The 26,447-nt window shown below is 58.5% G+C and carries 21 protein-coding genes; 12 read left to right on the top strand and 9 right to left on the bottom strand.

Annotation, left to right across the window (positions count from 1 at the left end):
• Positions 1-27: 27 nt before the first annotated feature.
• Both VK725_RS10350 and VK725_RS10355 read right to left on the bottom strand, forming a co-directional pair.
• The gene (locus VK725_RS10350) at positions 28-780 is read right to left on the bottom strand and encodes a LytTR family DNA-binding domain-containing protein (protein WP_325317973.1); all 753 of its coding nucleotides are present in this window, start codon (positions 778-780) and stop codon (positions 28-30) included.
• A complete protein-coding gene (locus VK725_RS10355) occupies positions 777-1,862 on the bottom strand; it encodes a sensor histidine kinase (protein ID WP_325317974.1) in 1,086 nt (361 codons plus the stop codon). Before VK725_RS10355 ends, VK725_RS10350 begins: the two co-directional genes overlap by 4 nt.
• Positions 1,863-2,143: 281 nt before the next feature.
• Between VK725_RS10355 and VK725_RS10360 the strand changes: the two genes are divergently transcribed.
• Complete coding sequence (locus VK725_RS10360; RefSeq protein ID WP_325317975.1) at positions 2,144-2,665, top strand: DUF4440 domain-containing protein; 522 nt, start codon at positions 2,144-2,146, stop codon at positions 2,663-2,665.
• Positions 2,666-2,899: 234 nt separating this feature from the next.
• A complete protein-coding gene (locus VK725_RS10365) occupies positions 2,900-5,053 on the top strand; it encodes a penicillin acylase family protein (RefSeq protein WP_325317993.1) in 2,154 nt (717 codons plus the stop codon).
• Positions 5,054-5,283: 230 nt separating this feature from the next.
• Here VK725_RS10365 and VK725_RS10370 read toward each other — a convergent pair whose 3' ends face one another.
• From VK725_RS10370 to VK725_RS10385, 4 genes are all read right to left on the bottom strand, one after another.
• Positions 5,284-6,432, bottom strand: a complete 1,149-nt coding sequence (locus VK725_RS10370; protein ID WP_325317976.1) for an acyltransferase — start codon at positions 6,430-6,432, stop codon at positions 5,284-5,286.
• A 69-nt stretch (positions 6,433-6,501) separates the two neighbouring features.
• Positions 6,502-7,308, bottom strand: a complete 807-nt coding sequence (locus VK725_RS10375) for a DeoR/GlpR family DNA-binding transcription regulator (RefSeq protein ID WP_325317977.1) — start codon at positions 7,306-7,308, stop codon at positions 6,502-6,504.
• Complete coding sequence (locus VK725_RS10380; RefSeq protein WP_325317978.1) at positions 7,301-7,945, bottom strand: HAD family phosphatase; 645 nt, start codon at positions 7,943-7,945, stop codon at positions 7,301-7,303. The genes VK725_RS10375 and VK725_RS10380 overlap by 8 nt, the downstream gene beginning before the upstream one ends.
• Complete coding sequence (locus tag VK725_RS10385; protein ID WP_325317979.1) at positions 7,942-9,117, bottom strand: MFS transporter; 1,176 nt, start codon at positions 9,115-9,117, stop codon at positions 7,942-7,944. The genes VK725_RS10380 and VK725_RS10385 overlap by 4 nt, the downstream gene beginning before the upstream one ends.
• Before the next feature lie 478 nt (positions 9,118-9,595).
• Here VK725_RS10385 and VK725_RS10390 point away from each other — a divergent pair, with 478 nt between their 5' ends.
• Genes VK725_RS10390 through VK725_RS10400 form a run of 3 tightly spaced genes read left to right on the top strand, consistent with a single transcriptional unit; the run spans position 9,596 to position 15,355 of the window.
• The gene (locus tag VK725_RS10390; RefSeq protein WP_325317980.1) at positions 9,596-11,050 is read left to right on the top strand and encodes an efflux transporter outer membrane subunit; all 1,455 of its coding nucleotides are present in this window, start codon (positions 9,596-9,598) and stop codon (positions 11,048-11,050) included.
• Positions 11,040-12,233, top strand: coding sequence for an efflux RND transporter periplasmic adaptor subunit (locus VK725_RS10395; protein WP_325317981.1), 1,194 nt, complete (start codon positions 11,040-11,042; stop codon positions 12,231-12,233). Before VK725_RS10390 ends, VK725_RS10395 begins: the two co-directional genes overlap by 11 nt.
• Positions 12,234-12,280: 47 nt before the next feature.
• Entirely contained in the window at positions 12,281-15,355 is a 3,075-nt protein-coding gene (locus VK725_RS10400; RefSeq protein WP_325317982.1) for a CusA/CzcA family heavy metal efflux RND transporter, read from the top strand.
• A 151-nt stretch (positions 15,356-15,506) separates the two neighbouring features.
• Here the strand turns inward: VK725_RS10400 and VK725_RS10405 are convergent, their stop codons facing one another.
• On the bottom strand, positions 15,507-15,857 hold the full coding sequence (locus VK725_RS10405; RefSeq protein ID WP_325317983.1) for a YciI family protein: 351 nt from the start codon (positions 15,855-15,857) through the stop codon (positions 15,507-15,509).
• Positions 15,858-16,515: 658 nt separating this feature from the next.
• Here VK725_RS10405 and VK725_RS10410 point away from each other — a divergent pair.
• The 5 genes from VK725_RS10410 (at position 16,516) to VK725_RS10430 (ending at position 22,174) form a co-directional block, all read left to right on the top strand.
• Positions 16,516-17,781, top strand: a complete 1,266-nt coding sequence (locus VK725_RS10410; RefSeq protein WP_325317984.1) for a dicarboxylate/amino acid:cation symporter — start codon at positions 16,516-16,518, stop codon at positions 17,779-17,781.
• Between the two features lie 54 nt (positions 17,782-17,835).
• Positions 17,836-19,041, top strand: a complete 1,206-nt coding sequence (locus VK725_RS10415) for a threonine synthase (RefSeq protein ID WP_325317985.1) — start codon at positions 17,836-17,838, stop codon at positions 19,039-19,041.
• A gap of 146 nt (positions 19,042-19,187) precedes the next feature.
• Complete coding sequence (locus tag VK725_RS10420) at positions 19,188-19,364, top strand: hypothetical protein (RefSeq protein ID WP_325317986.1); 177 nt, start codon at positions 19,188-19,190, stop codon at positions 19,362-19,364.
• 755 nt (positions 19,365-20,119) lie between these two features.
• Complete coding sequence (locus VK725_RS10425) at positions 20,120-20,707, top strand: cysteine dioxygenase family protein (protein ID WP_325317987.1); 588 nt, start codon at positions 20,120-20,122, stop codon at positions 20,705-20,707.
• 69 nt (positions 20,708-20,776) lie between these two features.
• Positions 20,777-22,174, top strand: coding sequence for an FAD/NAD(P)-binding protein (locus tag VK725_RS10430; RefSeq protein WP_325317988.1), 1,398 nt, complete (start codon positions 20,777-20,779; stop codon positions 22,172-22,174).
• An 85-nt stretch (positions 22,175-22,259) separates the two neighbouring features.
• On the opposite strand, the gene VK725_RS10435 is transcribed toward VK725_RS10430, so the two are convergent.
• Entirely contained in the window at positions 22,260-22,823 is a 564-nt protein-coding gene (locus tag VK725_RS10435; protein WP_325317989.1) for a TetR/AcrR family transcriptional regulator, read from the bottom strand.
• Between the two features lie 153 nt (positions 22,824-22,976).
• Here VK725_RS10435 and VK725_RS10440 point away from each other — a divergent pair, with 153 nt between their 5' ends.
• Both VK725_RS10440 and VK725_RS10445 read left to right on the top strand, forming a co-directional pair.
• Positions 22,977-23,981: a saccharopine dehydrogenase family protein gene (locus VK725_RS10440; RefSeq protein WP_325317990.1), complete on the top strand. Its 1,005-nt coding sequence runs from the start codon at positions 22,977-22,979 to the stop codon at positions 23,979-23,981.
• Positions 23,982-24,018: 37 nt separating this feature from the next.
• Positions 24,019-24,792: an isocitrate lyase/phosphoenolpyruvate mutase family protein gene (locus VK725_RS10445; RefSeq protein ID WP_325317991.1), complete on the top strand. Its 774-nt coding sequence runs from the start codon at positions 24,019-24,021 to the stop codon at positions 24,790-24,792.
• Between the two features lie 274 nt (positions 24,793-25,066).
• On the opposite strand, the gene VK725_RS10450 is transcribed toward VK725_RS10445, so the two are convergent.
• On the bottom strand, positions 25,067-26,447 hold a 1,381-nt coding region (locus VK725_RS10450), incomplete at its 5' end, for an efflux transporter outer membrane subunit (RefSeq protein WP_325317992.1).

Raw genomic sequence — 26,447 nt, forward strand, 5'->3', positions numbered from 1 at the left:
GAACGGCTGCTGGCGCACGGCGAACGGTCAGCGCAGCCCCAAGGCGAGACGCGCGGCCTGCCGGAAGCGTCGGCTCAGATCGAGCCGCGTTCCATCGTGCAGCACCACTTCCGCATGCCCCTGGAACATCGTGTGCACTTCGCGGATACGGTCCATGTTCACAACGATGCTGCGGTGAATGCGCAGGAAGTGATTCGGGTCCAGCGATTCGCACAGATGGCGTAGCGTTTCGCGGTGCAAGTACGTGTTGCCGCCGACGTGTATGCGTACGTAGTTGTCGTCGGCACGAATCCAGTCGATATCGGCAACCGGAATCACCATGCTCTTTTCCGCCGCCTGCACACTGATGCGCCGCGCATAGCGATGGTTACCATCGACGGACAAACGACCATGATCGCTTTGCAGGCCGCGCCAGTGTTTTTTCACGCGATCCATCGCTTGATCGAAACGCGCCTGATCGATGGGCTTCAACACGTAATCGATCGCATTGGCGTCGAACGCTTCCAGTGCATGCTCGGCAAAGGCGGTCGTGAACACGACCATGGGCAGCGACTCGGCAGCACGGTCTTCACGTAGCAGGCTGAAACCGTCGCCACCGGGCATCTGGATATCCAGAAACACCAGATCCGGCGACAAGGCTGCGATGGCCTGGGTGGCCTCTTGTACGTTGCCACATTCGCCGACCACGTCGACGTCCACATGCGACGCCAGCGCCTGACGCAACGCAACGCGCGCGAGCACTTCGTCGTCGATCAATACGGCGCGCAGACGTAAGCTCACGGCCTGCACTCCACGAACGGCAGCCGAAGCTCCACGCGCGTGCCACCATCGGTGCGTCGCGAGAGATCCATCGTCGCCTTGTCGCCAAACATGGCATTGAGACGCGCACGCGTATTGCTGAGACCGACGCCCTCTACCGCGCCAGCGGCGGGAAGCCCAAGCCCATCGTCTTCCACGCGCAGGTGCAGCTCATCGTCCACACGTCGCGCCGAAATATGCAATTCGCCGCCGTCGGTTTTGGCGAGCAAGCCATGGCGCAACGCATTCTCCACCAGCGGCTGCAAGACAAGGCTTGGCACCATCGCGCGGCCGGCATCGCCCATGTCCACATGCGTCACCAGTCGATCCTGGAAACGTACCTGTTGGATGCCGAGGTAAGACTCCAGAAATTGCATCTCGCGCGACAACGGCACCTGCTGAGTGTGACGCTCTTCCAGCGTCAGGCGCAGAAAGTCGCTGAGCCTGGCAATCATCAATTTTGCCTGCGGCGGATCGGCAATCGTGAGCGCGGAAATCGCATTAAGCGTGTTGAACAGAAAATGCGGTTGCAATTGCATACGTAGTGCCTGCAATTGCGATTGTGCAAGCTGACTTTCCAATTGCGCGCTGCGCAATCGTTCATCCTGCAGGGAGCGCCATGAGGCTATGCCGCGCAACACCACCAGCATCAGCCAATACGTCAACAGCGCGAGATGGAAATTGTAGACAGCCTCATTGCGGTACAGATCGGCGAGTGTGTAGACATGCCCTTTCGGATTGGGTCCGCATAGCCAGAAGAATAGCTGCAACATCAGGGCGCTCTGCAAGGCAGCAACGACGATGCTGCACGTGACGTGCACGCCCCAGAACCGTCGCCAGCTGTGTGCAGCCATACGCCCAAGCCAACTTACCAGCGGCGTCAGCGCCATCCACAGGTAGAAGTCGATCAAGTTCCATGACAACGCGCGCTGCCATGCAATCGGATGCCCTTCGCTAATGCCACCCAACACGTTGCTGGCGGTATACGACAACGCAATCACCGTCCAGAACGCGAATGCGAGGCTCGCTACTTTCAATCGATGCATGCCGGTTGCGTTCGCCATTCTCTTCTCGCGGTGCGCAGCGCGCGATGGGTGCAGAGTCGTTGCTTACTCATCGCCGTGTGGGCCCGATGCTGGTGCCTAGTGTGCGAACAATTCATTCGCTAGGGAAGCACGATTTCGCTCGCGGTGGTGGTGCACATGGCTTTCGATCGCCTCTTTACCGCTCACCCTCGCGATTCGACCGCTCGCCCCGCGCCCGTGGCGCCCGTCACAAAGCACGTGCCGATGCCCGGTGCATGCCGGATGCTCGGCACACCTTATTCACATCGGAAGAAATGCGCATGGTCATCCTCGCTCACTCTCGTTCGTTGTTGTCCGTCACCATGGCCGTGGCGACCACGCTGGCGTGCATGGTGTTCACGCCGACTGCCATGGATCTGCACGCGCAGGAAACCAGCGCCGCAGCAGATGAAACACAGCACACGCAAGCCGGCGTGATGGCGGTGGATGCGCACTGGAGCGTGGCCGAAATGACCGGCGATACCAACTGGCTGAATCAGATGCTGTTGCCCGAATACCGCTCGGTGAACAACGACGGTACCGTTCACGCCAAAGCGGCGATCCTCGCTGGTGCGGCTAAGCGCAAGGGCACCGACCTTGCCAAAGCCAAGCAGGATTTCGCCGACTATCAGAAACAACACCCGTATGGCACCGCCGTCACCGTGCAGGGCGACACCGCCATCATCACTTTCTACGATCCAACGCTTGGGCCGCAGAAAGGGGTTAAATCCTCAGACATTTTCGTCTATCTGGACGGGCACTGGCACGCCATGTATTCGCAGCACACTGCTCAGCGAGGCTGACGAGTACTGTGCTGACCTGGCCAAGGCGAACCGACAAACGTGCCGCACACCGATCACTCCGTAGGTCGGATGTCAGCTTACCGGCGCCGGGGACATTCGCTAGCATCAGCCGCTTGGGATCGGACTGGCGGCGAAGCGATGCGATATTTCTGGGTTGATAAGTTCTCTTTTCCGAATGGGAAATCACACGCCGCACCACAGGGCCCTTCGCTGAAGCGCGCGCTTCCAGTCGCGATGCTGCTGGCGCTCGGCCTGGTCGCGACCGTGCAGGCCGGCACGCCCGAATCGGCGCGCTGGCAACGTGAAGCGCAGGCCGTCACCATCACGCGCGACGATTGGGGGATCGCGCACGTGCACGGCAAGACCGACGCCGATGCGGTGTTCGGCATGGCCTACGCGCAGGCGGAAGACGATTTCGACCGCGTCGAGACCAACTATCTCAACGCGATGGGCCGCCTCGCCGAGGCCGAAGGCGAATCGGCGATCTGGCGCGATCTGCGCATGAAGTTGTTTATCGATCCCGCCGAGCTGCAGCGACAGTACGCGGCCAGCCCGAGTTGGCTGCAGGCGCTGATGAATGCATGGGCAGACGGTTTGAACGATTACCTCGCGACGCATCCGAATGTGCATCCGCGTGTGATCAAGCACTTTGAACCGTGGATGGCTCTGAGTTTCAGCGAAGGCAGCATCGGTGGCGATATCGAGCGTGCGGCGCTCGGTCCTTTGTCCGCGTTTTATGGGCACGACGCCGAAACCACCGCGAGCGTGGCCATGCCATCCAGCTGGGCTGAGCCATCCGGTTCGAATGGCATCGCCATCGCACCCAGGCTGACCGTAGACGGTCATGCCTTGTTGCTGATCAACCCGCACACATCGTTCTACTTTCGCTCGGAACTTCAAATGTCGAGCGATACCGGTCTCGACGCATACGGTGCCGTTACCTGGGGACAGTTTTTTGTCTACCAGGGTTTCAATCGACACATCGGCTGGATGCATACGTCCACCACCGCCGATGCCGTGGACGAATTCGCCGAAACCATCGTGCACAACGACGGCAAGCTGTTCTATCGCTATGGAAGCGAGCTGCGGCCGGTAAGCGTGCGGCAGATCGGCGTGTCGTATCGCAAACCGGATGGCACGATGGCCCAACGGCGCTTCACCGTATATGCAACCCATCACGGTCCGATCGTGCGCGAGCAGGATGGCAAGTGGATCGCCATGGCGCTGATGAACAAGCCGATGCAGGCATTGGAACAAAGCTGGCTGCGCACCAAGGCCAACGACTATGCCAGTTACATGAAAGTCGCCGCGTTGCAAGCCAATTCGTCGAACAACACCATCTTCGCGGACGATAAAGGCGAGATCGCCTATCTGCATCCACAGTTCATCCCGCGCCGCGATAATCGTTTCGATTACACCAAGCCAGTCGACGGCAGCGATCCCGCGACCGATTGGAAAGGCCTGACGGCGCTCAACGAACTGCCGCACCTGCTCAACCCGCCGAACGGCTGGATCATGAACACGAACGACTGGCCGTACTCGGCTGCGGGTCCTTACAGTCCCAAGCGCGATGACTATCCACGCTACATGGATACAGTCGGCGAAAATCCGCGTGGCATTCACGCGACTATGCTGTTGACCGATCAACGAGACTTCACGCTCGCATCGCTGATCACTAACGCCTTCGACTCGTACCTGCCGGAATTCGCGCGTCAGATTCCCATTCTGGTTGCCGACTACGATGCGTTGCCTGCAACTGATCCGCTCAAGCAAAAACTGGCCGGCCAGATCGCCCTGCTGCGTCACTGGAACTACCGCTGGGGGATCACCTCCATGCCCACCACGCTGGCGGTGTTCTGGGGCGACATTCTGTGGGACAAAATGGACAAGGCCGATAACGCCGAAGGCGTGTCGGTCTACGACCTCATGGCACAGAAGGCAGGTGCGAAGGCGCGGCTTGATGCCTTGTCCGAAGCATCCGAGCGATTGGTAAAGGATTTTGGCAGCTGGGGCGTGCCCTGGGGCGACGTCAATCGCTACCAGCGCCTCAACGGCGACATCGTGCAGCACTTCGATGACACCAAACCGAGCATCCCGGTGCCTTTCACTTCATCGCGCTGGGGCTCGCTTGCTTCGTTCGGCGCGCATCGCTGGCCCGGTACGCGCAAGTACTACGGAACCAGCGGCAACAGCTTTGTCGCGGTGGTGGAGTTCGGCGATAAAGTTCGCGCACGTGCCCTCACCGCCGGCGGCGAAAGCGGCCATCCCGATTCTGCGCACTTCAATGACGAAGCCGAGCGTTACACGACCGGCAATTTGCGACAGGTTTATTACTGGCCCGAGGAGCTGAAAGGACACATCGAGCGTGTCTATCATCCCGGCGAGTGATTGCGGGAGCGATGAAAGGTCGAGTTCGGAATGCTCGAAAAGTACGAGATGCCAAGTCCTGACTCACTGAGTGTCGGAGATGCTCAGACGTCGGTCGACCATGTTTCCGAAACAACGCCGGAACACCAACGACAACGAAGCGTTCGGGTGGCGTTGGCCACACCGCGACCATGTCGATCTGCACAAAATTTCCGAGACGTATCGCCGCATGGAAATCTTCTTCGACGTTCTTACACCGTTTGCTGCAAAAACTTTTTGCTAAGCCAGCGCCGCACCGGCTCGTCGTAAAGTTTCAAACTGGCATAGGCGATAGCGATGGCGGCGACCGCAACGAGAAGCGCGGGAACGATGCCTTGAGCGCCGGTAGGATTGCTTCGCACGACCCATCCCGTATAGATATAGATCAACGGATAGTGGGTGATATAGAGCGGAAAAGAGAGGTCGCCGAAGAACCGGGCGACGCGTATGGAGAGACCGTCGACGCGCTTTTCCCCGGCCCCCACCGCCACGACGAGGGGAAACACAACGATGACGCACAGTGCTTCATAGACACCGTTCATCCAGTGGTGATCAGTGCCACCAAATCGTGGCAGTGACAGCGCAACAATCAATAGCAGGCTCGCGACACCGAACGCGCTCTTCAATTGGATGCGTGCTCCCAGTCGACAGAGAAGTATCCCGGCGAAGAACGGAAAAAGAAGACGAGCAAAACCGATGTGCAATTGGGTTGCATCAAGAGACCACCCTCCGATGACGTCTCCGCGATCGCCAAACACAACCAGCTGCACAAGCAGTAGCGCCGCGAGAAAGACGAAAATGCTCAATGCGGTCTTCGAAAGCTTGCGCAAACCTACCGCATACAAAATGTTGGCGATGTATTCGAAGAACAACGACCACGCCGGACCGTCCAACGGATGCATTTCCTGCCAGCCGCGAATGTCCATGGAAATTGGGAGGGGGAGCAGCGTGCATCCCACCACCATGACCAGTAGCATCTTCCAGACCGGCGTTCCGGCGATCAAAGGAAATGCAGGGCCTGTTTGAAAGTAGAACAGCGCCGCGCCAATGAGACTTCCCATGATAACCATCGGCTGCAATCGGATGAGTCGCCGTTTGTAGAACTCCCACTGTGTCATGCGGTTCCAGCGTTCATCGTACGCGTACGCGATGACGAACCCAGAGAGCATGAAGAAGAAGTCGACGGCGAGATAACCGTGATTGATGATTTGCTTCGTAGCATCGCCTTGCGAAAACGGCTCGAAAAGGTGGAAAGCCACCACCATAAGCGAGGCGACGCCGCGTAGGCCGTCCAAGACGACATAGTGATTCTTTGCAGGCACGATGGCGGTGGTTGACGTAGCAGCTGAGGCTGTATCCATGGGTTCACTTCATCGGTCGTTGAATTCAAAGGCACGCTAACGGAGAGGGTGATTCCCATCCACGAAGCATCAATCGGATACTGCTTCGGCGCGATGCACCATCACGCCATGTTTCGAGAAAGCCGTACGCGTGGTGCGGTCTGCTGAGTGCTCGACGACCAGATGCTGAACGCGCACGAGCTCGGCCACCTGATAGGCGGCCACCGCGCCCAACTTGTCGTCGGTGGCCACTACCACGGTTTCGTCGCTGGCTTCGATCATCGCGCGTTTAAATAGCGCTTCCTCGCTGTCGAAACCCCACAGGCCGTGCGCGGCATCGATGGCGCAGGTGCCGGGAAAGCACAGATCTGCGCGCAGCCTTTTCACCTGTTCCACGGCCTGCGCGCCGATGGCCCCGCCAATGGAAGAACTGATGCGGCCACCGATCAATTGCACTTCGAAATCCTCGCGATCCAACAGCAATTGCGCGATATGCGGCGCATTGGTGATCACAGTGAGCCCGATGCCAATCGGAAGCGCTGCTGCGATGGCGACATTGGTAGTGCCGGCGTCGATCAACAGTGTCTGTCCCGGCTTCACCAGGCTAACGGCTCGGCGTGCAAGCGCTTGCTTGCGCAGTGGATACTCAGTGCGCCGTTGTTTAAGCGGCGTCAGCGTGACTGCGGGCAGCAGCGCGCCGCCATAGACGCGTTTGCACAAGCCTTGCGCCGCAAGTTCACGCAGATCGCGCCGGATGGAATCTTCCGATACCTCGAATGCCTCGGCCAGCTCTACGGCCAGGACGCGCCCTTCGTTGCGCAACCGTGCCAGGATTCGTTGCTGACGCTCTTGCGGAAGCACATTGCGATCGTCGATCGATGGTGTGGGCTTAGCCATGGCTCCTCGCCGGTGTTCCGTGTTCGAGTACGCCGAGCTCTACCAAGCGTTCGCGCAAGCCAGCCGGATCGCGGAACCACCAGCCATGCATGCCCAGCGCCTCGGCCGCCGCTACGTTGCGCGCCGAGTCGTCGATGTAAAGCGCCGCGGTGGGATCGACCGCGTAGCGCTCCAACAATCGCTGGTAGATGCGCGAATCAGGTTTCACCAGACATTCCTCGCCGGACACCACAATGCCTTCGAACCATTGCAGGAACGGATAAAGCTGCCGCGCAATCGGAAACGTCTCTTGCGACCAGTTGGTGAGCGCCAGCAGACGCACACCGCGCGCTTTCAGTTCCGCCAATATGGCAACGCTGCCGTCGATCGGGCCAACCAGGGTTTCCTTCCAGCGCAGGTGATAAGCGTCGATCAGCTCGGCATGCGCAGGGAAGCGCGCGCGCAACAGCGCCGTGCCTTCGGCCCACGGCCGGCCGGCATCCTGCTGTTCGTTCCATTCGCTGTTGCACACTTCGCGCAGGAACCATTCCATCTGCGCTTCATCGTCGATCAGTTGGCGATACAAGCGCCGCGGATCCCAACCGATCAGCACGTTCCCAAGATCGAAAATCACCGTATCGATACGTTCGCTCGTCACCGCACCATCCTCGCCGACAAACCCACCAGCACCAGCAGCCCGGCCATCGCCACGAAAGCGACCGATAAACTACTGGCATGCGCTACAAAACCGATCAAGGCCGGCCCGCTCAACAAGCCTACATAACCCAGCGTGGTCGCAGTGGCGATTGACACCGCCGGCGGCGTGCCAGGCAGACGGCCGGCCGCACTGAACATCACCGGTACAATGTTGGACGCGCCCAGGCCGATCAGTACAAAGCCAAGCAATGTCGTCATCGTCAACGGTACGCAGGCCACCAGCAGAAAGCCCGCAACCGCAACGGCGGCACCCATGCGCACAACCCATACCGGACCGTGACGCGCGATCAGCCGATCGCCGGAAAAGCGTCCCGCCGCCATCGCCACTGAAAAGCACGCATAGCCAAAGCCGGCCGATGCCGACGCCATACCACGCACGTCGCGCAGGAATAGGGCGCTCCAATCCAGCATCGACCCTTCGGCCATGAAGCTGACGAAACACATCAGGCCCAATAACCACGCACGCGTGGGCGGCATGCCTGGGCGGCTATTCTCCGCAACATCCACGCCGCCCGAAGACGCCTCGCCGCGCAAACCATTGCGCAGCCACAACACAGTCAAAGCCAGTGCGATTGCGATCGTGATGGCAGCGCCGGGCAACGCCAGCCCAAGCGCCAGCAGGCCACTCAGCAACGCAGCACCCGACAGGCCGCCCACGCTGAAGAGCCCGTGAAAACCGGACATCAAGCGATCGCCACTGCGGCGCTCCACCTCGACCGCATAAGCGTTCATCGCCACGTCTACCGCGCCCAGCATCACGCCGAAATAGAGCAAGGCGCCCACCAGCATCGTGACGGTGGATACCTGCGCGAGCGCGGGCAATGCCAGGCACATCAGCAATCCGGCCGACATGATCACTGCGCGATTGCCCAACCGGTGCGCCAGCCAGCCCACGAACGGCATCGACAGCATCGAACCGCCCCCGAACGCCAGCAGCGCCGCGCCCAACTGCGCATCGTCCAGCCCAAGGCGAACCTTGACGTACGGCACCATCGGCGCCCAGGTCGACATGGCTATGCCGGATACCAGAAAGATCAGCCGCGTCGCCCCCCGCGCGGCGGGGAGCGGAGCGCCGCCGCCGCTGGCAGCGAGGGGGTCAGAAGTCGTTTCCACGCGTAGCCTGCCTTGCCAACATCGAGGACAAATATATGTAAACGTGCACAAACGTGCAAATGCGTCGCCACGCCAAGTCATCGCGAAATACCCTCGACGCTGCGTTCCATACGATCGAAGGATTTGCGCTGCTTGTCTCCGAACCCGCGCGGCAGTGCAGCGTTCTGTTGCGTGTCGGATATGACAAAGTGAGAGGCACGTGGGGACCCGGATGGCTCGGACGGGAGCGCAAAAGCTTGCGGAAGCCGCCGCGTCGCCGCACGAGTTGCGCTGGCCCTTGTAGGTCGATAGGCACCGGCTGCACGGGGCGTCGACGGACTAATATCGAATTCGCGCCAGGCCGACGATTCTGCTGTTCCACATCGATGGGATGTTTTTGACGTATGGGTGACTCAAGCAATCACGGCTGCACGCCATGATCGTCCGCTGCGGTAGGGAAGCCGACCTCGTTGGTGCGCGACGCGTGCGGTTTTGCCTCGTGTCCGCTGCGCTGCTTCTTGCTGGTTGTGCGGTCGGGCCTGACTTCAAGAAGCCAGCACCGCCTGCTGTCACCCGTTACACGGCCACGCCGCTGAGCACCACGGTAGCCACGCACGACCTCGCCGGTGGCGAGGCGCAGCGTTTCATCAATGGTGGTGACATAAGCGGCGACTGGTGGACGCTGTTTCATTCTGCGCCGCTGAATGCGTTGATCGACGAATCGTTGAAGAACAATGCCGATCTGAAGGCGGCGCAGGCTGCATTGTTGGTAGCTCACGAGAATGTGCTGGCGCAGCGTGGTGCGTATTATCCGAACCTCTCGGCCGATTTCTCCGCGACCCGGCAAAGCCAGTCGGGCACGCTGTCGCCGACACCGAACAACAACGCATTTTTGTACAACCTGTTTACGCCTCAGCTCAGTGTGTCTTACGTACCCGACGTGTTCGGCCTCAATCGTCGCACGATGGAATCGGTGAAGGCGCAGGAAGAGTCCGTGCGTTTCCAGATGATCGCCACGCACATCACGCTGAGCACCAACGTGGTCGTCGCCGCTGTGCAGGAGGGTTCGCTGCAGGCGCAGGTCGACGCGACACGCCAGTTGATCGATATCAACACCAATATGGTGCAGATCCTGCAGCACCAGCTGGATAAGGGTTACGCGAGCGGTCTCGATCTGGCGGCGCAAAAATCGCTGTTGGCGCAAACGGTCGCCACATTGCCGCCGCTAGTGAAGCAGCTCGCACAGCAGCGCGATGCGCTTGCCGTGCTGGTCGGGCGTTTTCCGAATGATGCACCAGGTGAAAACTTCGATCTGACGCAATTGCAGTTGCCGCAAGATTTGCCCGTAAGCCTGCCGTCGGTACTGGTCGCACAACGTCCAGACGTGCGTCAGGCGCAGGCGAACATGCACGCGGCCAGTGCACAGATCGGCATTGCGACGGCTAATCGGTTGCCAAATATCGTATTGAGTGCGAACGCTGGCAGCACTGCACTGGCGATGGGCCAAGTGTTCAAGTCGGGCACTGGCTTCTGGGGCATCGGCGCAGATATCACCGCGCCGCTCTTTCAGGGCGGTACGTTGCTGCATCAGGAACGCGCTGCAAAAGCTGCGTACGTCGAAGCGGCGCAGCAATATCGCAGCACCGTGCTTACCGCCTTCCAGAGCGTCGCCGACACGCTGACCGCGCTCGATCAGGATGCCGAAGCCTTGAAGGCTGCTGCGGCTGCGAGCGACGCAGCCAAGGTGACGCTCGATCTATCTGAGCGACAGTGGAAGGGCGGTTACGCCAGCTATCTATCGCTGCTCAGTGCGCAGCAGGCGTATCAGCAGGCGCGGATCAATCTGATCGTGGCGCAAGCGAATCGATTTGCGGATACGGCCGCTTTATTTCAGGCGTTGGGTGGCGGTTGGTGGCATCGTGCGGAGTTGAATCAGGATCAAGATGAACATTAATTCCATACCTGGCTTGATGCAGCTGCCGGATCTACCGCTGAAGCCACAGTGGCGTGCGATCGCTCCTATGGTGCTGCTGATCGGTGTGTTCTGCGCCGGCTGCTCATCCAGCAATGACAACAACACGCAGGCCGCATCGGTCACGCCGACCAATGTGACACTGACGGCAGCGCAGCGACAGAACATCAAGCTTTATACGGTCGCGTCATCGTCGTTTGATCGCACCATCGAGACGACCGGCGTGGTGGATTTCGATAACGATCAGGCAACCAGCGTATTGGCGCCCATCTCCGGCCCGGTTTCGCGCTTGGTGGTTTCGCCAGGCGACAAAGTGAAGAAAGGCGATCCACTCGCTTATGTCGACTCACCCGATTTCGCCACCGCCATAAGCACCTATCGCAAGGCGCTGGTCACGGCGCATACCGCGCGCCGGCTGGCCGATCTGGACAAGGATCTGCTGCAACACCAAGGCGTCGCGCAGAAGGAAGCGGACCAGGCCGAAACCGACGCCGCCAGCGCTGAAGCCGATGCCTACGCTGCGCTACAAACGCTGGTTTCGTTGAATGTCGATCCGCAAACCATCAAAGATGTCGAACAGGGTCGGCCTATCGCTCGCATTCAGGGTGTGATCCGCTCGCCGATCGCCGGTACGGTGGTGGAGAAACTTATCTCACCGGGTCAATTGTTGCAGGCAGGCACGACAGCGTGCTTTACCGTGGCCGACCTATCGCGCGTATGGGTGATGGCTCAGGTGTCCGATTCCGATCTTGCGTCCGTGCACGTAGGCGACGCAGTGGACGTGATCACAAGCATGAACGCCAGACCGATCAAGGGAGAGGTCGACAACATCGCCGCATTGGTGAACCCCGACACACGCCTGGTCGCGGCGCGCGTGATCGTCAATAACATGCAAGGCCTGTTGCGCAAGCAGATGTATGTCAACGTGCGGATTCATTCATTGCATCCCGAAACCGGCACGCTGGTGCCCGTGTCGGCGATTCTGCGCGACGATGAAAATCTACCTTTCGTGTATGTGGCGCAAACCGATGGCAGCTTCGCACGCCGCAGCGTGACGCAAGGTTATCGCGTGGGCGATCAGTTCCAGATTCCCAGTGGCTTGCGCGCAGGCGACCAGATCGTCGTCGACGGCGGCATCTTCGTACAGTTCATGCAAAACCAATGAGCGAGCCCCTGCCTACCAGCGAGACGCCGTCGCGCACGGCGTCGCTCATGAACCGGATCGTCGCTGCCTCGCTGGGGCAGTCGTTCCTGGTCATCCTGTTGACGTTGATCTTGACGGGTTCGGGCCTGCACTCGCTGAAGCGCCTGCCGGTAGATGCCTACCCCGATCTCTCGCCACCGATCGTGGAGATTGTGACGCAATGGCCGGGGCATGCCGCAGAAGAAGTCGAACGCTTGATTACGGTGCCCGTCGAGTTGGGCATGAACGGCATCCCGAAAACAGCGACGACACGGTCGATTTCGCTATATGGCCTGTCCGACGTCATCATTACCTTCAATAACGGCACGGACGACAACTTTGCACGGCAGGAAGTATTCAACCGGCTAGGCGATCTCACCTTGCCCGATGGGGTGACGCCGTCGGTATCGCCATTGTCCGCACCGTCAGGCCTTATCTATCGCTACGTGCTGCAAAGCACGGACCGCTCGCCGATGGATCTGAAAACACTCGAGGCGTGGACGATCGAGCCGCAGTACAAATCGGTTCCCGGCGTCGCCGACGATTCGGGTTTCGGCGGCGGCACCATGCAATATCAGGTGTTGCTGGATCAGGCGAAACTCGCTGCAGTCGGTTTGTCGGCACCGCAAGTGGAAGCATCGTTGACTGCCAACAACGCGAATGCCGGGGGCGGCTTTTATTCGCAGGGCGGGCAGTTTTACTACGTGCGCGGCATGGGCCGCATGGAAACGCTGGAAGACATCGGCAACGTTGTGGTCGCGGTGCACGATGGTACGCCCGTACTGGTCAAAGACGTGGGCCGTGTAACGATAGGTATCGCGCCGCGACTGGGTGAGTTCGGTTACGAGAAGCAGGACGACGCCGTCGAAGGTGTGATCTTGCTGCGCACGGGTGAGAAAACCCAGGACGTACTCAAGCGCGTCGAAGCGAAGACCAAGGAGCTCAACGACCAAGTACTGCCTAAAGACGTGAAGGTTGTGCCGTTTTACGACCGCTCCGACCTGATTGCACTGACCACCAAGATCGTCGAAGGCAATCTGTTGCGCGGCATGTTGCTGGTCGTGGTGATCCTGGTTTTCTTTCTCTACGACTTTCGCGCCGGCATGATTGTTGCGGTGACCATTCCGCTGGCGTTGTTGTTTGCGTTCATTTGTCTGGATCTGCAGAACGCCTCGGCCAATCTGTTATCCATTGGTGCCGTCGACTTTGGAATATTGGTCGATGGCGCTGTGGTGATGGTCGAAAACATCTTCCGCCAGATCGCCGAGCGCAAAGGTACGCCGCTCAACGTGAAGGCGATCATCCGCGATGCCGCGGCGGAAGTGGACCGCCCGTTGTTCTACGCCGTCGCCGTGATTGTTGTCAGCTTTCTGCCGATCTACGTGTTGTCGGGTGCATCGGGCACGCTGTTCAAACCGATGGCCGACACCATGATCTTCGCGCTGGTCGGCTCGCTGATCGTGACATTGACCCTGCTGCCGGTGCTGTGCGCATGGTTTATGCGCAAGGGTGTGACGGAGCGGCGTAACCGGATTTTCGAGGCGATCAAATCGGTTTACATAAAGGGCCTGGATATCTGCCTCAAACATCCGTGGGCGACCACGCTGGCGTCGACCGTAGTGCTCGCCGCGTCGTTGTTGCTGATTCCGCGTATCGGGGCAGAGTTCATGCCGCAACTGGATGAAGGCGCGCTATGGGTGCGCGCAACCATGCCCTACACGATCTCGTTTGATGAATCGGCGAAGATTACGCCGAAGATTCGCGACATCCTGCGTTCGTTCCCCGAAGTCACCACGGTTGCCTCGGAGCTGGGACGTCCTGACGATGGCACCGATTCCACGGGCTTCTTCAATGTCGAATTCTATGTCGGTCTGAAGCCCTATTCGGAATGGACCGGCAAATACCGCACCAAGGCTGCGCTCACCGAAGCGATCAACCAGAAGCTGCAGGCATTTCCAGGCATCATGTTCAACTACACGCAACCTGCCGAAGACGCGGTAGATGAAGCGGAGACCGGTCTAAAAAGTGCGCTCGCGGTGAAGGTGTTCGGGCCGGATCTCAACACACTGCAAGAGAAAGGCAAATCGATCAAGCAGGTGTTGGAGCAAGTGCGTGGCATTCGTGACGTCACGCTGGTGCAGGAGCTTGGGCAACCCAGTCTCACGATCAAGATCAATCGCGGCGCTATCGCACGTTACGGTGTAAACGTCGCGGATATCAATGCACTGATCCAGACGGCGATCGGCGGCGATGTCGCCACCGAAGTCGTGCAGCAGGAAAAGCAGTTCGACCTCGTCGTGCGCCTCGAACAGCAATATCGCGACAACCCCGAAGAGATCGGCAATATCCTCGTTGCGACGCCGGGTGGCCAGCAAATTCCACTGAAAGAATTTGCCGATATCCAGGTCACCAACGGCGCATCGTTTATTTATCGCGAAAACAATTCGCGCTACATCGGCGTGCAGTTTTCCGTGGAGGGGCGCGACCTTGCGGGCGCTGTCGGCGACGCTATAGCTCAGGTCAACAAGAAAGTGGAGTTACCCCAAGGCTATCGCCTTGATTGGGGCGGCGAGTACTCCGACTACACTGCGTCGCGCGCGCAGTTGAACGTAATTCTGCCGCTGACGCTGGCGTTAATTTTCCTGCTGCTGTTTACCCTATACAGCAACTTCAAGTTTCCCTTCATCACCGTGTTGGGCGTGTTGCTGTCAGCGCCTGTCGGCGGCATCGTCGCATTGTGGATTACCAATACACCATTCTCCGTTTCTTCCGGCGTCGGCTTCCTCGCGCTATTCGGCGTTTCCGTACAAACCGCCGTGGTCTACATCTCCTACGTTAACGAATTGCGTCGCGCCGGCGTCGACGTTACGGATGCGATTCGTCAGGGCGCTATCTTGCGTCTGCGCCCGATCATGATGACCGCGCTGGTGGCTGCCCTCGGCCTGCTCCCCGCCGCGCTCGCTACCGGCGTCGGCACCGACACGCAACGCCCCTTTGCGTTGGTCATCGTCAGTGGTTTGTTTACCCGTCTACTGATCAGTATTTTCCTGATGCCCGCGCTATATGCGTTGGTAGCGAGGTCTGGCGACAGATTGGAGGTTTAATTCCGTAAAAACAGGTCGATGCCTCGTGCTTTAGCGCCTTGCAGTAGAGTTTTCAGGCGGTTCGCAATGACGGCTTTCGACCCGAAGCGGACAAGCGTTTGCCCCGATACTCAGCGATCGGGAAGAGGCTTGATGGCTTCGAGGCAATCTTTCAGTCAGGCATTGCAAGAAACGCCCGCACTTCAACCGGCGCACGGCAGGCGACTAAGGCCTTGCGCCCCCATGCCACCGCCTCATTCATATCAGCGGCTTCCAGTATCCAGAAGCCGCCAACGTACTCCTTGGTCTCAAGGTACGGCCCATCGGTAACGACCACCTGGCCACCGGACTGCTTACGTAGCGATTTCGCCTTATCTGCCGACTCCAAACCGCCGGCGAAGAACCTGGCGCCTGCGGCAGCCATCTCCTCGTTGAGCACGTCGATATCGCGGCCCATCGCTTCACCTTCGAGGGACGGGTCGTAGTTTTCGGGGTGATGAATTGCAACCAGATATTGCGGCATGTTGTCTCCCGTAGATCGCTTTCAGGCTGCCTGATTGCCGGCCTTCATTATCATGACGAACAGCCGGACCCGAATTCGACAAATGGTCTGGAAAGTTTACTTATGGGTACGCATCAAGCAATTTCTGGGGGTCACCGCATCAGGTCCGCTTTCGACACCCGAAGCGGATATTTCCGAATTTCTTGCGCATAGGCTGACAGCGCCGATGTGGCTGCAGGATCGATCTGGGCGAACAAGTTTCGATGGACAAGGAAGTGGGTTCAACATGCGCGGAGACTTCGGTCGGAAATGTGCCCACCATGATTCTCCGAACTAATACGGAAAGCCGCTTTGATTTAGCGGTATGGCCGTCTTAATGGTCTGGCCAACCAAGAGCCTTGTTCCATCTCCAGTTTGGCTGGCATCGTAGTCATCCGTTTACTCTCGGAGGGATACTCAGCATCGCCTCCCTAAAATGAAGTGAAAGATGAATATCCCTCATATCAGTAGGGCGAATGGTTATAAGTCTGTCCAGAGAACGCCAGCAGGCAGAAGAATTGGATGTCGAGGTGGTGGTCTGAGGTAATCTCGGTCCGCAAGATGATCGTAAGGTCTTCGGCATCAGGTGCGAGATGAGACATTCCATGCGGCATGTAAATCGAACGGCTGTACGTCGTTAATGCTGTCCAAACAGCGGATATTCACATTATTTCTTGTCACGGCAACGCTGCTTGGCATTGCCGTTGGTTGGCTATGTAACTATTCACTGTCACCGGCGAGAGCACTCGAGGTTGCGACCAACCTTTCCATCCTCACCGATGCCTTCCTGCGACTTATCAAGATGGTCATCGCGCCGCTGGTGTTTGCTTCGCTAGTGTCGGCGATCGCCAGGATGGGTGGCGTTGGCGAGGTGGGACGCATTGGCATCAAGACCGTGGTGTGGTTCCTGGGCGCTTCCTGCGTTTCGCTCTTCGTAGGGCTTGTCATGGCGCACTGGTTTCAACCGGGCGCCGCGCTGCATTTGCCGGTTGCGAATACCTTGGCGTCCTCCGACGTCACGCATTCTGGAAGCACCGAAAGCGTTGCTTTGACGGATTTCATGTCCCACCTGATTCCGCGTTCGATTGTCGAGGCGATGAGTGCCAACGAGATACTGCAAATTGTCGTCTTCTCGATCTTTATGGGAATGGCAGCGGCGGCACTGAAGGAAAAAGCGAGTCTATTCGTCGATCTAGTTGAACAGTTGGCCGCGATCATGTTCAAGATCACGGACTACGTGATGAAAGCGGCCCCCTTGGCAATTTTCGCCGCGCTGGCCAGCTCGATAAGCATCCATGGCATAGGGATCGTTGGCACGTATGCGCGATTCGTGGCAGGTTTCTATCTGTCACTTGGCATTCTTTGGGTGCTGTTGATTGCAGCGCTGGTGTTCATTGTCGGACGACGCGGTCTTCGCCTGATTTCCAGCATCCGGCATACCGTTTTGCTGGCGTTCGCGACGTCATCGTCGGAAGTGGCTTATCCGCGTTTGCTGGAACAGCTGGTCGATTTCGGTATTCCACGGCGCATTGCGAGTTTTGTGCTGCCGCTGGGTTATTCGTTCAATCTGGATGGCGCGATGATGTATTGCGCGTTTGCCATCCTTTTCATCGCGCAGGCTTATGGCATTGCTCTGACGCTTACACAGCAGATGGCTCTATTCGGCTTGCTTATTGTGACGACCAAAGGTGTAGCCGGCGTGCCGCGCGCCGCGATTGCTGTGATTGCTGTGACATTGCATTACTTCAACCTTCCGGAAAGCGGTGTCGCGCTTATTCTCGCCGTCGACCACATTCTCGATATGGGGCGATCGGCGACAAATATCGTTGGTAACGCTGTGGCTGCCTCTGTCGTTGCGAAATGGGAGGGGGCGCCAGAGCAGATATCCCAGCGGGATTCTGCTTGAGTTTTCGGTTTTCATCGCAGTAACCATTTTCCATCCACTTCCTAACGAGCTCACATGCCTGCCATCGCCTACCTTGAATGCTCTCGCTGTCACGCACGGCTTTCGGCTGATACGCCGCAGACGCTTTGTACGCAGTGTCCCGATCAGCCGGCGGGAGCGCTGTATGTGAGGTATGACCTGAATCATTTGCTTGGCAGTTCACCCGCCGATGTGGTGGGCCAAACGGCCTCGCAACCCTGGAGTGGCATGTGGCGTTATCACGCTGTGCTTCCCAACGTGGCGCCGGTGACGCTGGGCGAGGGCTGGACGCCGATGCTGCGCAGTAAGCGTCATCGTGGTGTCTATTTGAAAGAAGAAGGCGCTAATCCGACGGGCTCGTTCAAGGCGCGAGGACTGTCGCTGGCTGTGACGATGGCGCGGCACTATGGCTTGCGCAAGTTGGCGGTTCCGTCCGCCGGCAACGCGGCCGGAGCGCTCGCTGCTTACGCTGCCGCTTCGGATATCGAGGCCCACATCTTCATGCCGCGCGATGTACCACTGGCCAACTATGTGGAAGCCACGGCATACGGTGCGAAGGTCACGCTCGTCGACGGCGTCATTTCTGATTGTGCGCGCATCGTTGGCGAGCGTAAGCAGCAAGAGGGTTGGTTCGATATTTCCACACTCAAGGAGCCTTTTCGTGTGGAAGGCAAGAAGACCATGGGTTACGAACTGGTCGAACAGCTTGGCTGGGAATATCCGGACGCGGTGTTCTATCCCACGGGTGGTGGTGTCGGTCTTATCGGCATGTGGAAAGCCTTCGAAGAACTGGAACAGCTGGGGTGGGTGAAGCCCGGCAAGCGGCCGCGCATGTTCGCTATCCAGTCTTCCGGTTGCGCACCTGTTGTACGCGCTTTCAACGACGGGGCCAGTGCAAGCCAAATGTGGCAAAACCCGGAAACTGCAGCATCAGGACTTCGCGTGCCGAAAGCGTATGGCGACTACATCATTCTGGACATTCTTCGCGCTTCAGATGGTATGGCTGTGGAAGTATCCGATGAGGATATTTTCGCTTCTCTGAAAGACTGGGCAGCCAACGAGGGAATCTTTCTTTCACCAGAGGGCGCAGCGGCTACGGCCGCCTACGAGCATCTGCTCAAGTCTGGCGTTCTGGACGCCTCCGACCGTGTCGTACTGTTCAACACGGGAGCAGGCCTGAAGTACACCGACGTTATTTCAGCCGCTCTGGGTTTGAATACAGGGCGCATCGTGGGCGAGTGAAGAAGTCGTGTAGTGCGTCACGCTCAAATCAATCGTTGCATATGTCATAAATTTTGCGTTTTCCAAATGGCCTCACTCCTTTAACCGGACGCGAACAATGCTCCCGATAGGCTGAAATTACCGCGACGAACAACTGAGGAGTGCGTATGGATCCCACGACCCTTGATGCGCTATTTGATATTGCGGAACAACGCCGTGACGTGCGGCGTGTGTCTCAGGAGCCTCTTAACGGGTATGTCCTGGATCCCTGGTCTGGGCTGTATCAGGAAACCGAAGCGACGTATCGAGATCGCCTCAACGCCGAAGAAGTCGAACTCGCTTAGACATTCGAAGACCCCGCCCAGAGCGGGGTTTTTATTGCATGGAACTTGGAAGGGAAGAAGTTTGGCTGAACGACGTCATTTGCAAACACCCTCGGGCGCGATCTTTGCGTTTTGAGATGCCTCGTGGTTCCAGCAGCCGTCCGTGACGAAAACTGCGCCCCGTTCGCATTGAACTCAAAAAGGCGGCGCATCCTTGCGCGCAACGCGGCAGGGGAGTGGCCGCACTAAATCGTTCTCATACAGAGCACTTAATTTCCCGGAACCGCGATTCCAGGCTCCCTTACGTCATTCGTCCCCGCCAAGGACCGACGGAAAGGCCGGTTCATAGATACGTTGCCGCGAAGCAAAAATATATGGCTAGCAGATGAGCGATCAGTCTGACGGTATGACGCTTGGCAATAAGCTCGGCACATACCTCGTTGCACTCATCGAATAGCAACGCAGTTAGACGTCCATCCGTCTTTAGCTTTCTTTTTACTTCTCTATTTGTTTTGGTCGCGAAAACAGCGGCGTAAACAGATCAATGACTGGAAATCCCACACAGATTTCATTATCTGGCGATGCTATAGCGTGATACGAAAAAAGTATCAGATGTGTTCACCGCTTCTATTTTGAGACAACGCCCCTGGAAAATAAGCGCTTTCTTAACGTGACGATGAGCGTGAAGGTAATTTTCATGGCGTTCCATCTAGCGCATCTTTAACACGAGCTATGGTTCTCTGCGATTTCGCACTCATGAGCGCTGGGGACCATTGATGAGCAATACACTCACCACTTCGTCTATTGCCCCGTGGGGCAAACGCGTTCTCGCGCTAATCGATGCATGCATGGATCGCAATGGTCATGTCGACACGACAATGATCTGCGAACGACTCACCGAATCCGTTCGCTGGCCCGACTGCCCGCACGCACCCCAACTCGCATCGGATGCTACGTCGGCATCCTACCGGCGCATTGCCCTTAATGATGGACGGCCTCGAGGTTACGAGGCACTCGTGATCGCTTGGCCGCCTGGTCATGTCACGCCCATCCATGATCACGACGGGCTATGGGGATTGGAACTCGTTCTGGATGGCGTGTTGCAGGTGGATTCGTTTCATCTGTCAGAAGATCCGTCGGTCGCTCTGAATGCCCAAGACACCATCGTTGCGGGCGTTGGCGATCATGTGTTGTTTACAGATACCAGCTACGCACACCAGTGTCGCAACTTTTCTCGAAACAGCATGGCGCTCTCGCTTCATGTGTACGGAGGCGAGCTCAATAGCTATCGCAGCTTTCACCATGATCTTGGGCAATGGGTTTCCCGAACGCATCGCACGGTACGGGAAACATCGGATACCTGACATCGCAGTTCCAGCGCGCGGCCAAGTTAAGGTCGCAACGCACCACGTCCACTGACAAGAGTCTTCACCATGGCACAGATTGCGATTATTGGCGGTGGCGCGGCGGGTGCTGCGGTGTTCGGCGCTCTTCTTTCACGGGATAGCGCCGATGCCGTCCATTGGGTGATCGGCGATACCAACAATGCGGGTCTTGGCATCGCCTACAGCACACAGGACGAACATCATCTGCTCAACGTTCGTGCCAGCGGCATGGGCCTTTATCTCGATGCCGACGAAGACTTCGCGACCTACAGTTCGCGACAGCAACCAGACACCAAGCCGATCGACTTTTTACCGCGTCGACTGTTTGGGCAATACATCGAGTCTCAATTGCGCAAGCGGATAAGTCGTGCCGAACAGCGCAGCCACACGCACCAGATTCACAACACCGAGGCCTTGAGCATTTGGCCCGTGCAGGATGGTTATAACGTCATGCTCGGCGATGGAACGGTGTTGACGGTGCAGCGCGTGGTCTTGGCGCTGGGCGCGATGGATGCGCGTCCGCTGCGAACCGTATCCTCCGCGGCACTGGAAAGCGGCGCGTATGTCTTGGAGCCATGGAGTCTGGCAACCAGGCCGCTTGCTCCACGACGACTCACCGTGATCGGAACCGGCCTTACTGCGGTCGATGCTTTGATATCCGCATCAAAGCGCTGGCCGGATGCCGAGTTGGTTGCGGTGTCGCGGCACGGACTTCTGCCGTTTATCCATCCCTCTCTTCCCATTCCGCCGTTTTCGCTTCAAGCCGAACTCAATGCGACGTTGACGAGTTGCGATGGGCCCGCTCAGGTTCTGGCTGCGATACGAAAGGTTTTTGCATTACATCAAGATATCGATTGGCGAAGCGTCATCGATGGCATGCGCCCGATCAACACCACGTTGTGGCAAGGCTTCAATGCCAAGCAGCGCAGGCAATTTCTCCGGCATGTGCGTTGGGTGTGGGAATCGTCGCGGCACCGGCTAGCTCCCGAACCCGCGGACACGCTTCAACAGCTTCGCGATGAAGGGCGGTTGCACATCCACGGCGCCAGGGTGCTGGCCGTGGACGGCAACGGCCCGTTGGACGTCACCATTCGTTCGCGCGCAACGCAACGAGTCACGCAGTTTGAGTCAGATGTCGTGGTGCAGGCCACTGGCCTGGATACAGCCGTTGCATTTGCCAAAAGCTCATTGCTCTCCAGCCTGCTGAAGAGCGGGTTGGCCGTGGCCGATGCATTGCAACTGGGGTTGCTCGCAGAAGCCGACGGTCGCTTGGTGAACGCCGACGGTCACGTGCAGCATGGCCTGTATGCGATCGGCTCGCTGCTTCGCGGCAATCTTTGGGAATGTACGGCCATGCCGGAAATTCGCAACGCCGCCGACAAACTTGCCAAGACACTGAGCGCATACGATGCGCAGAACATAAGTCCGATTGCTGCGTACGTCTGAGGTAGAGATTCTGCACAATCAAGCTTGTTCGCACTTGCAACACCTCCAGCGCGATGTCGTGTCGACATCGACGGCACAGACGGATTCAAGCTTTCGCAGGTGAACGCGCAGCCTCGACCAACGCGTCTTTGGCAGTCAGGAGAATCTGCGTCGCATCATCATTTACCAGCAGCTCCGAGCTGACGAACGCGCCATTGATCAACAACGCGAGTTGCGCGGCGAGTATCTCGGGGTGTTTCACATTCAGGCGCTTCGCGATGGAACTCAAGCGTGATCGAAGCCCCTGCATGTGCGAGCGAGCTACGTGTCTCGCGGGGTGGTCTTGTTCGGGGAATTCCGCAGCGACGTTGATTTGCGGACAACCGCGATAGTTCGAACGCGACAGGCGCGCACCGATCCAGCGCATATGCGCTGCCAATTCGGCGGCCGGATCATCCGCATGCTTGGCTGCAACATCGTCCCACGTCGTCCAGAAGTCGACGTCCTCGCGCTCCAGGAACGCGACGATGAGATCGTCCTTCGTGCGGAAATGCCGATACAAGCTGGTCTTGGCCACGCCCGCTTGCTCAACGACCAAGTCGACACCCACGGCGCGCACGCCTTGCCGATAAAAGAGCGTCGATGCGCATTCAAGGATCCTTTCACGCACATCCGTTGATTCGGGGCCGTGGGCTTTTCGTTTTTGGGCGGGCAACTGAGTCGTCATGGTGAGGCGTGGGCCAAGCGGGGTGTTGACACAGTACAGACCTTTCTGTAGCGTTACAAGAACAGACAGGTCTGTATCGTCACGGGGAAACTCAAAATGTTCAACAACAGTAAGGCCTTAGCCGTTTATGGCGCTACGGGACATACCGGCACCTTCGTCGTCGCCGAGCTCCAGCGACGCGGTTTGCCGGTGGTAGCAGTGGGCCGAGACATATCGAGCGTTCCAGTGGGTGTGCCGGCGCGAACGGCCGCGATAGACGACGCAGCAGCGCTCGATCGCGCGTTCGCCGACTGCGCCGTGGTGATTAACTGCGCCGGCCCCTTTCTGGATACCGCCGCACCGATCGTGGAGGCCGCCCTGCGCGCGGGAAGTGCCTATCTCGATGTCACGGCAGAACAAGCCAGTACGCTCGCGATATTTGAGCGTTATGACGAGCAAGCCCGTGCCGCGAAAGTTGCCATCGTCCCCGCTGTCGGTTTTTACGGTGGCCTTGCAGACCTTCTTGCCACAGCGCTGATTGGCGACCGCAGTGTCGATGAGATGACTATTGCCGTCGCCCTCGATCATTGGTGGCCGACTAAAGGAACCAGGAAGACCGGCGAACGCAATCGAGTGCCACGCGTCGTCATCAAAAACGGGAGTCTGGTGCCCATGGCAACACCCGCAATGACAACCGATTGGACGTTCGAGCCGCCGCATGGCATGCAAGCCATGGAAGAAACGCCGCTCAGCGAGATCATCACGATCTCGCGCCATCTGCACGTGCGCAACCTGAGCAGTTATCTCAACGTTGCGTCGCTAGACGAACTGCGTAACGCCGCCACACCCGTACCGGCGGCCATCGATGCCGAAGGGCGATCCGCACAGCGATTCGTCATGGAAGTTGTTGCGCGAGATGGTGATCGTTCGACTCGTGCCGTTGCGCGAGGACAAGACATTTATGCCGTGACAGCCCCGCTTGTCGTCGAGGCTGCCGCACGCATGCTCCAACCCACTTTCAATCGAAGCGGTGCGCTTACGCTAGGGGAAGCATTCGATGCCGAAGACTTCCTCCGTTCCCTCAAGCCCGAACAGATGACATTCGAGCTCAACGTGACCTGATGCGACGAACTCAATACACCACCCAAGGAGACGTGTTATGCAGCAGAAAGAACGAGCACAGTTATTCGCCTCTCTCCACGTAAAAGGAAGTCCCTTCGTTCTCTACAACGCATGGGATGCGGGCAGCGCCAAAATCATTCAGGACGCTGGTGCGCCTGCCATCGGTACGAGCAGTTGGGCCGTCGCCGCGGCACAGGGATACGGCGATGGCGAGTCGATACCTTTTGCATTCGTCGAGCAGATCGTTGCACGCATCACCGCTACGGTCGATATTCCCGTGAGTGTGGACGTCGAAGGAGGCTATAGCGACGATCCAAGCGTATGCGCTGCGAATGTCGCGCGGCTTATGGATCTCGGCGTGGTAGGCATCAACTTCGAGGACGGTGTCGTACACGGAACCGGTTTGCACAGCGTTGACGCACAGAGCGCACGCATCGCGGCAATCCGAGCCATGGCCGATGCGCGTGGCGTCCCGCTGTTTATCAACGCACGCACCGATCTGTTCCTGGGCACCGGCATCAAGCCACCTGAAGGAATCCCGGAAGCGAAAGAACGCGCAGCCGCGTACGCACGTGCAGGCGCATCCGGATTCTTCATTCCTGGTCTGGTCGACTTTGCAGCCATTCGGGATTTGTGCGCCAGCATCACACTGCCGTTGAACGTCATGGCGATGCAGGGACTTCCTCACGCACGCGAACTGGCGGAAGCGGGCGTCGCCCGTATCAGCCATGGACCTTCTCCCTACTTGCTGGCGATGGATGCGGTACGCAATGCCGCGAGAGACAGCCACGAAGAACGGCAAGCAGCGTGATTACAAAGCAGTGCAATCGGATGACCTAACGGTGAGGCTGTTGTCGATCCGGTGAGCCCATGCATTTGCGTCTCAAAGCTGGACTTGCCACTTCAGGTTCGTGGCAGTAGTCCTGCCTCGGGTTGCAGATTCAGTCGGTCGTTGCAATACGCCACTTGCTCACGCAGCCTGGGGGTGTTGCAACGACCAGGGGCGCATTTACCGGCTTAACCCTGAAATCTTCGAATAAGCCTGTGTGAGCACGCGGCTAGTGCCTCAACTCTCGCTTCCGTATTCACGCTCCGGATTCCCATAGCCCTCCAAGAGCCTTTATCAAGAGAATGTCGGAATCGAGACGGCGCTGCGATAACTGACTGAGATACTGCGTCTGTTCGAGATTGGTGCTCTGCGCAGAGACAACCTCAAGGTAGTCGATGGCACCGGCCTGATACTGATTCATGGCAAGACGAAGCGCTTCGGTCGATGCGTCGACCGCGCGTTGCTGCACGAGTGCCTCGTTCCTCAATACGTTGAGCGATGCCAGGTTGTCTTCCACTTCCTGGAAAGCGCTGAGCACGGTTTGCCGATAGACAGCGGTCGCTGCATCCTGCTTTGCTTCGGCCGCCTTCAACGCCTGCTTGCGGCGTCCGCCGTCGAACAGTGTGCCCACAAGGGCCGGCCCGATGCTCCAGAAATGACTGGGAAGACTTGCCCACTGCGCCAGCGTGGACGACTCCACGCCGCCCGATGCCGAAAGCATCAAGTCGGGAAAGAAGGCCGACGTCGCTTCGCCCACGTCGGCGTTTGCAGCGGCGACGCGGCGTTCGGCAGCAGCGATATCCGGGCGCCTTTCCAAGAGATCGGATGGAACGCCGGTGGGGATCGATGGCAATGCAATGGTCTCTTCCTGCGGCGGCAAGCTGAAACTGGAAGCTGGCACGCCAATCAACATCGCAATGGCGTCTTCGTAACGTGCCCGGCTCGCGCCAAGGTCAATCAGTTGCGCTTGCGTGGCCTGAAGCTGGCTTTCCGCCTCGGCTAAGTCAGAGGCTGGTGCGACACCCACATCGAAGCGGTGTTTGACGATATCGCGCGCCTGCGCATAAACAGTCACGGTGCGATTGAGCAAGTCTGCTTCGATGTCCAGTTCGCGCAGATCGATGTAGTCCATCGCCAGTTGCGCATGCATGCTCAACGCGACGGATTCAAGATCGGCCTGGCTCGCCTGTGCACGCGCATTGGCAGCATCTACTTCGTGCCCGATGCGATCGAAAAGATCGGGCTCCCACTCGACATCGGCACCCACCGCGAAATCGGAAACCGTCTTGCCGGCAAGCGACCGGCCAACGACATTTTTCGACGTGTGACTGCGATTGACGGCCACGCCAGCGCCGATGGTCGGCATATACGCTGCGCGCGCTTCACCCACCAGCGCTTGCGCCTGTTGCAGATTCGCCACGGACTGCTTGATGGTTTGATTGGAAACCGTAACGCGCGATTCCAGCGCATCGAGCGATGCGTCGTGGAAAACCTTCCACCATTCGCCTCGGTCAATCGTGTCGTTCGGTGCGGCGGACTTCCAACCGGGCGGCGGCGTGGTAGCGCTGGCGCCTTTGTAATGGTTCGGCACCGCAACACTCGGCCGCACATAAGCCGGTCCAGGCGTGCAGCCCGTC

Source organism: Dyella sp., assembly GCF_035486915.1.
GTDB lineage: Bacteria > Pseudomonadota > Gammaproteobacteria > Xanthomonadales > Rhodanobacteraceae > Dyella_B.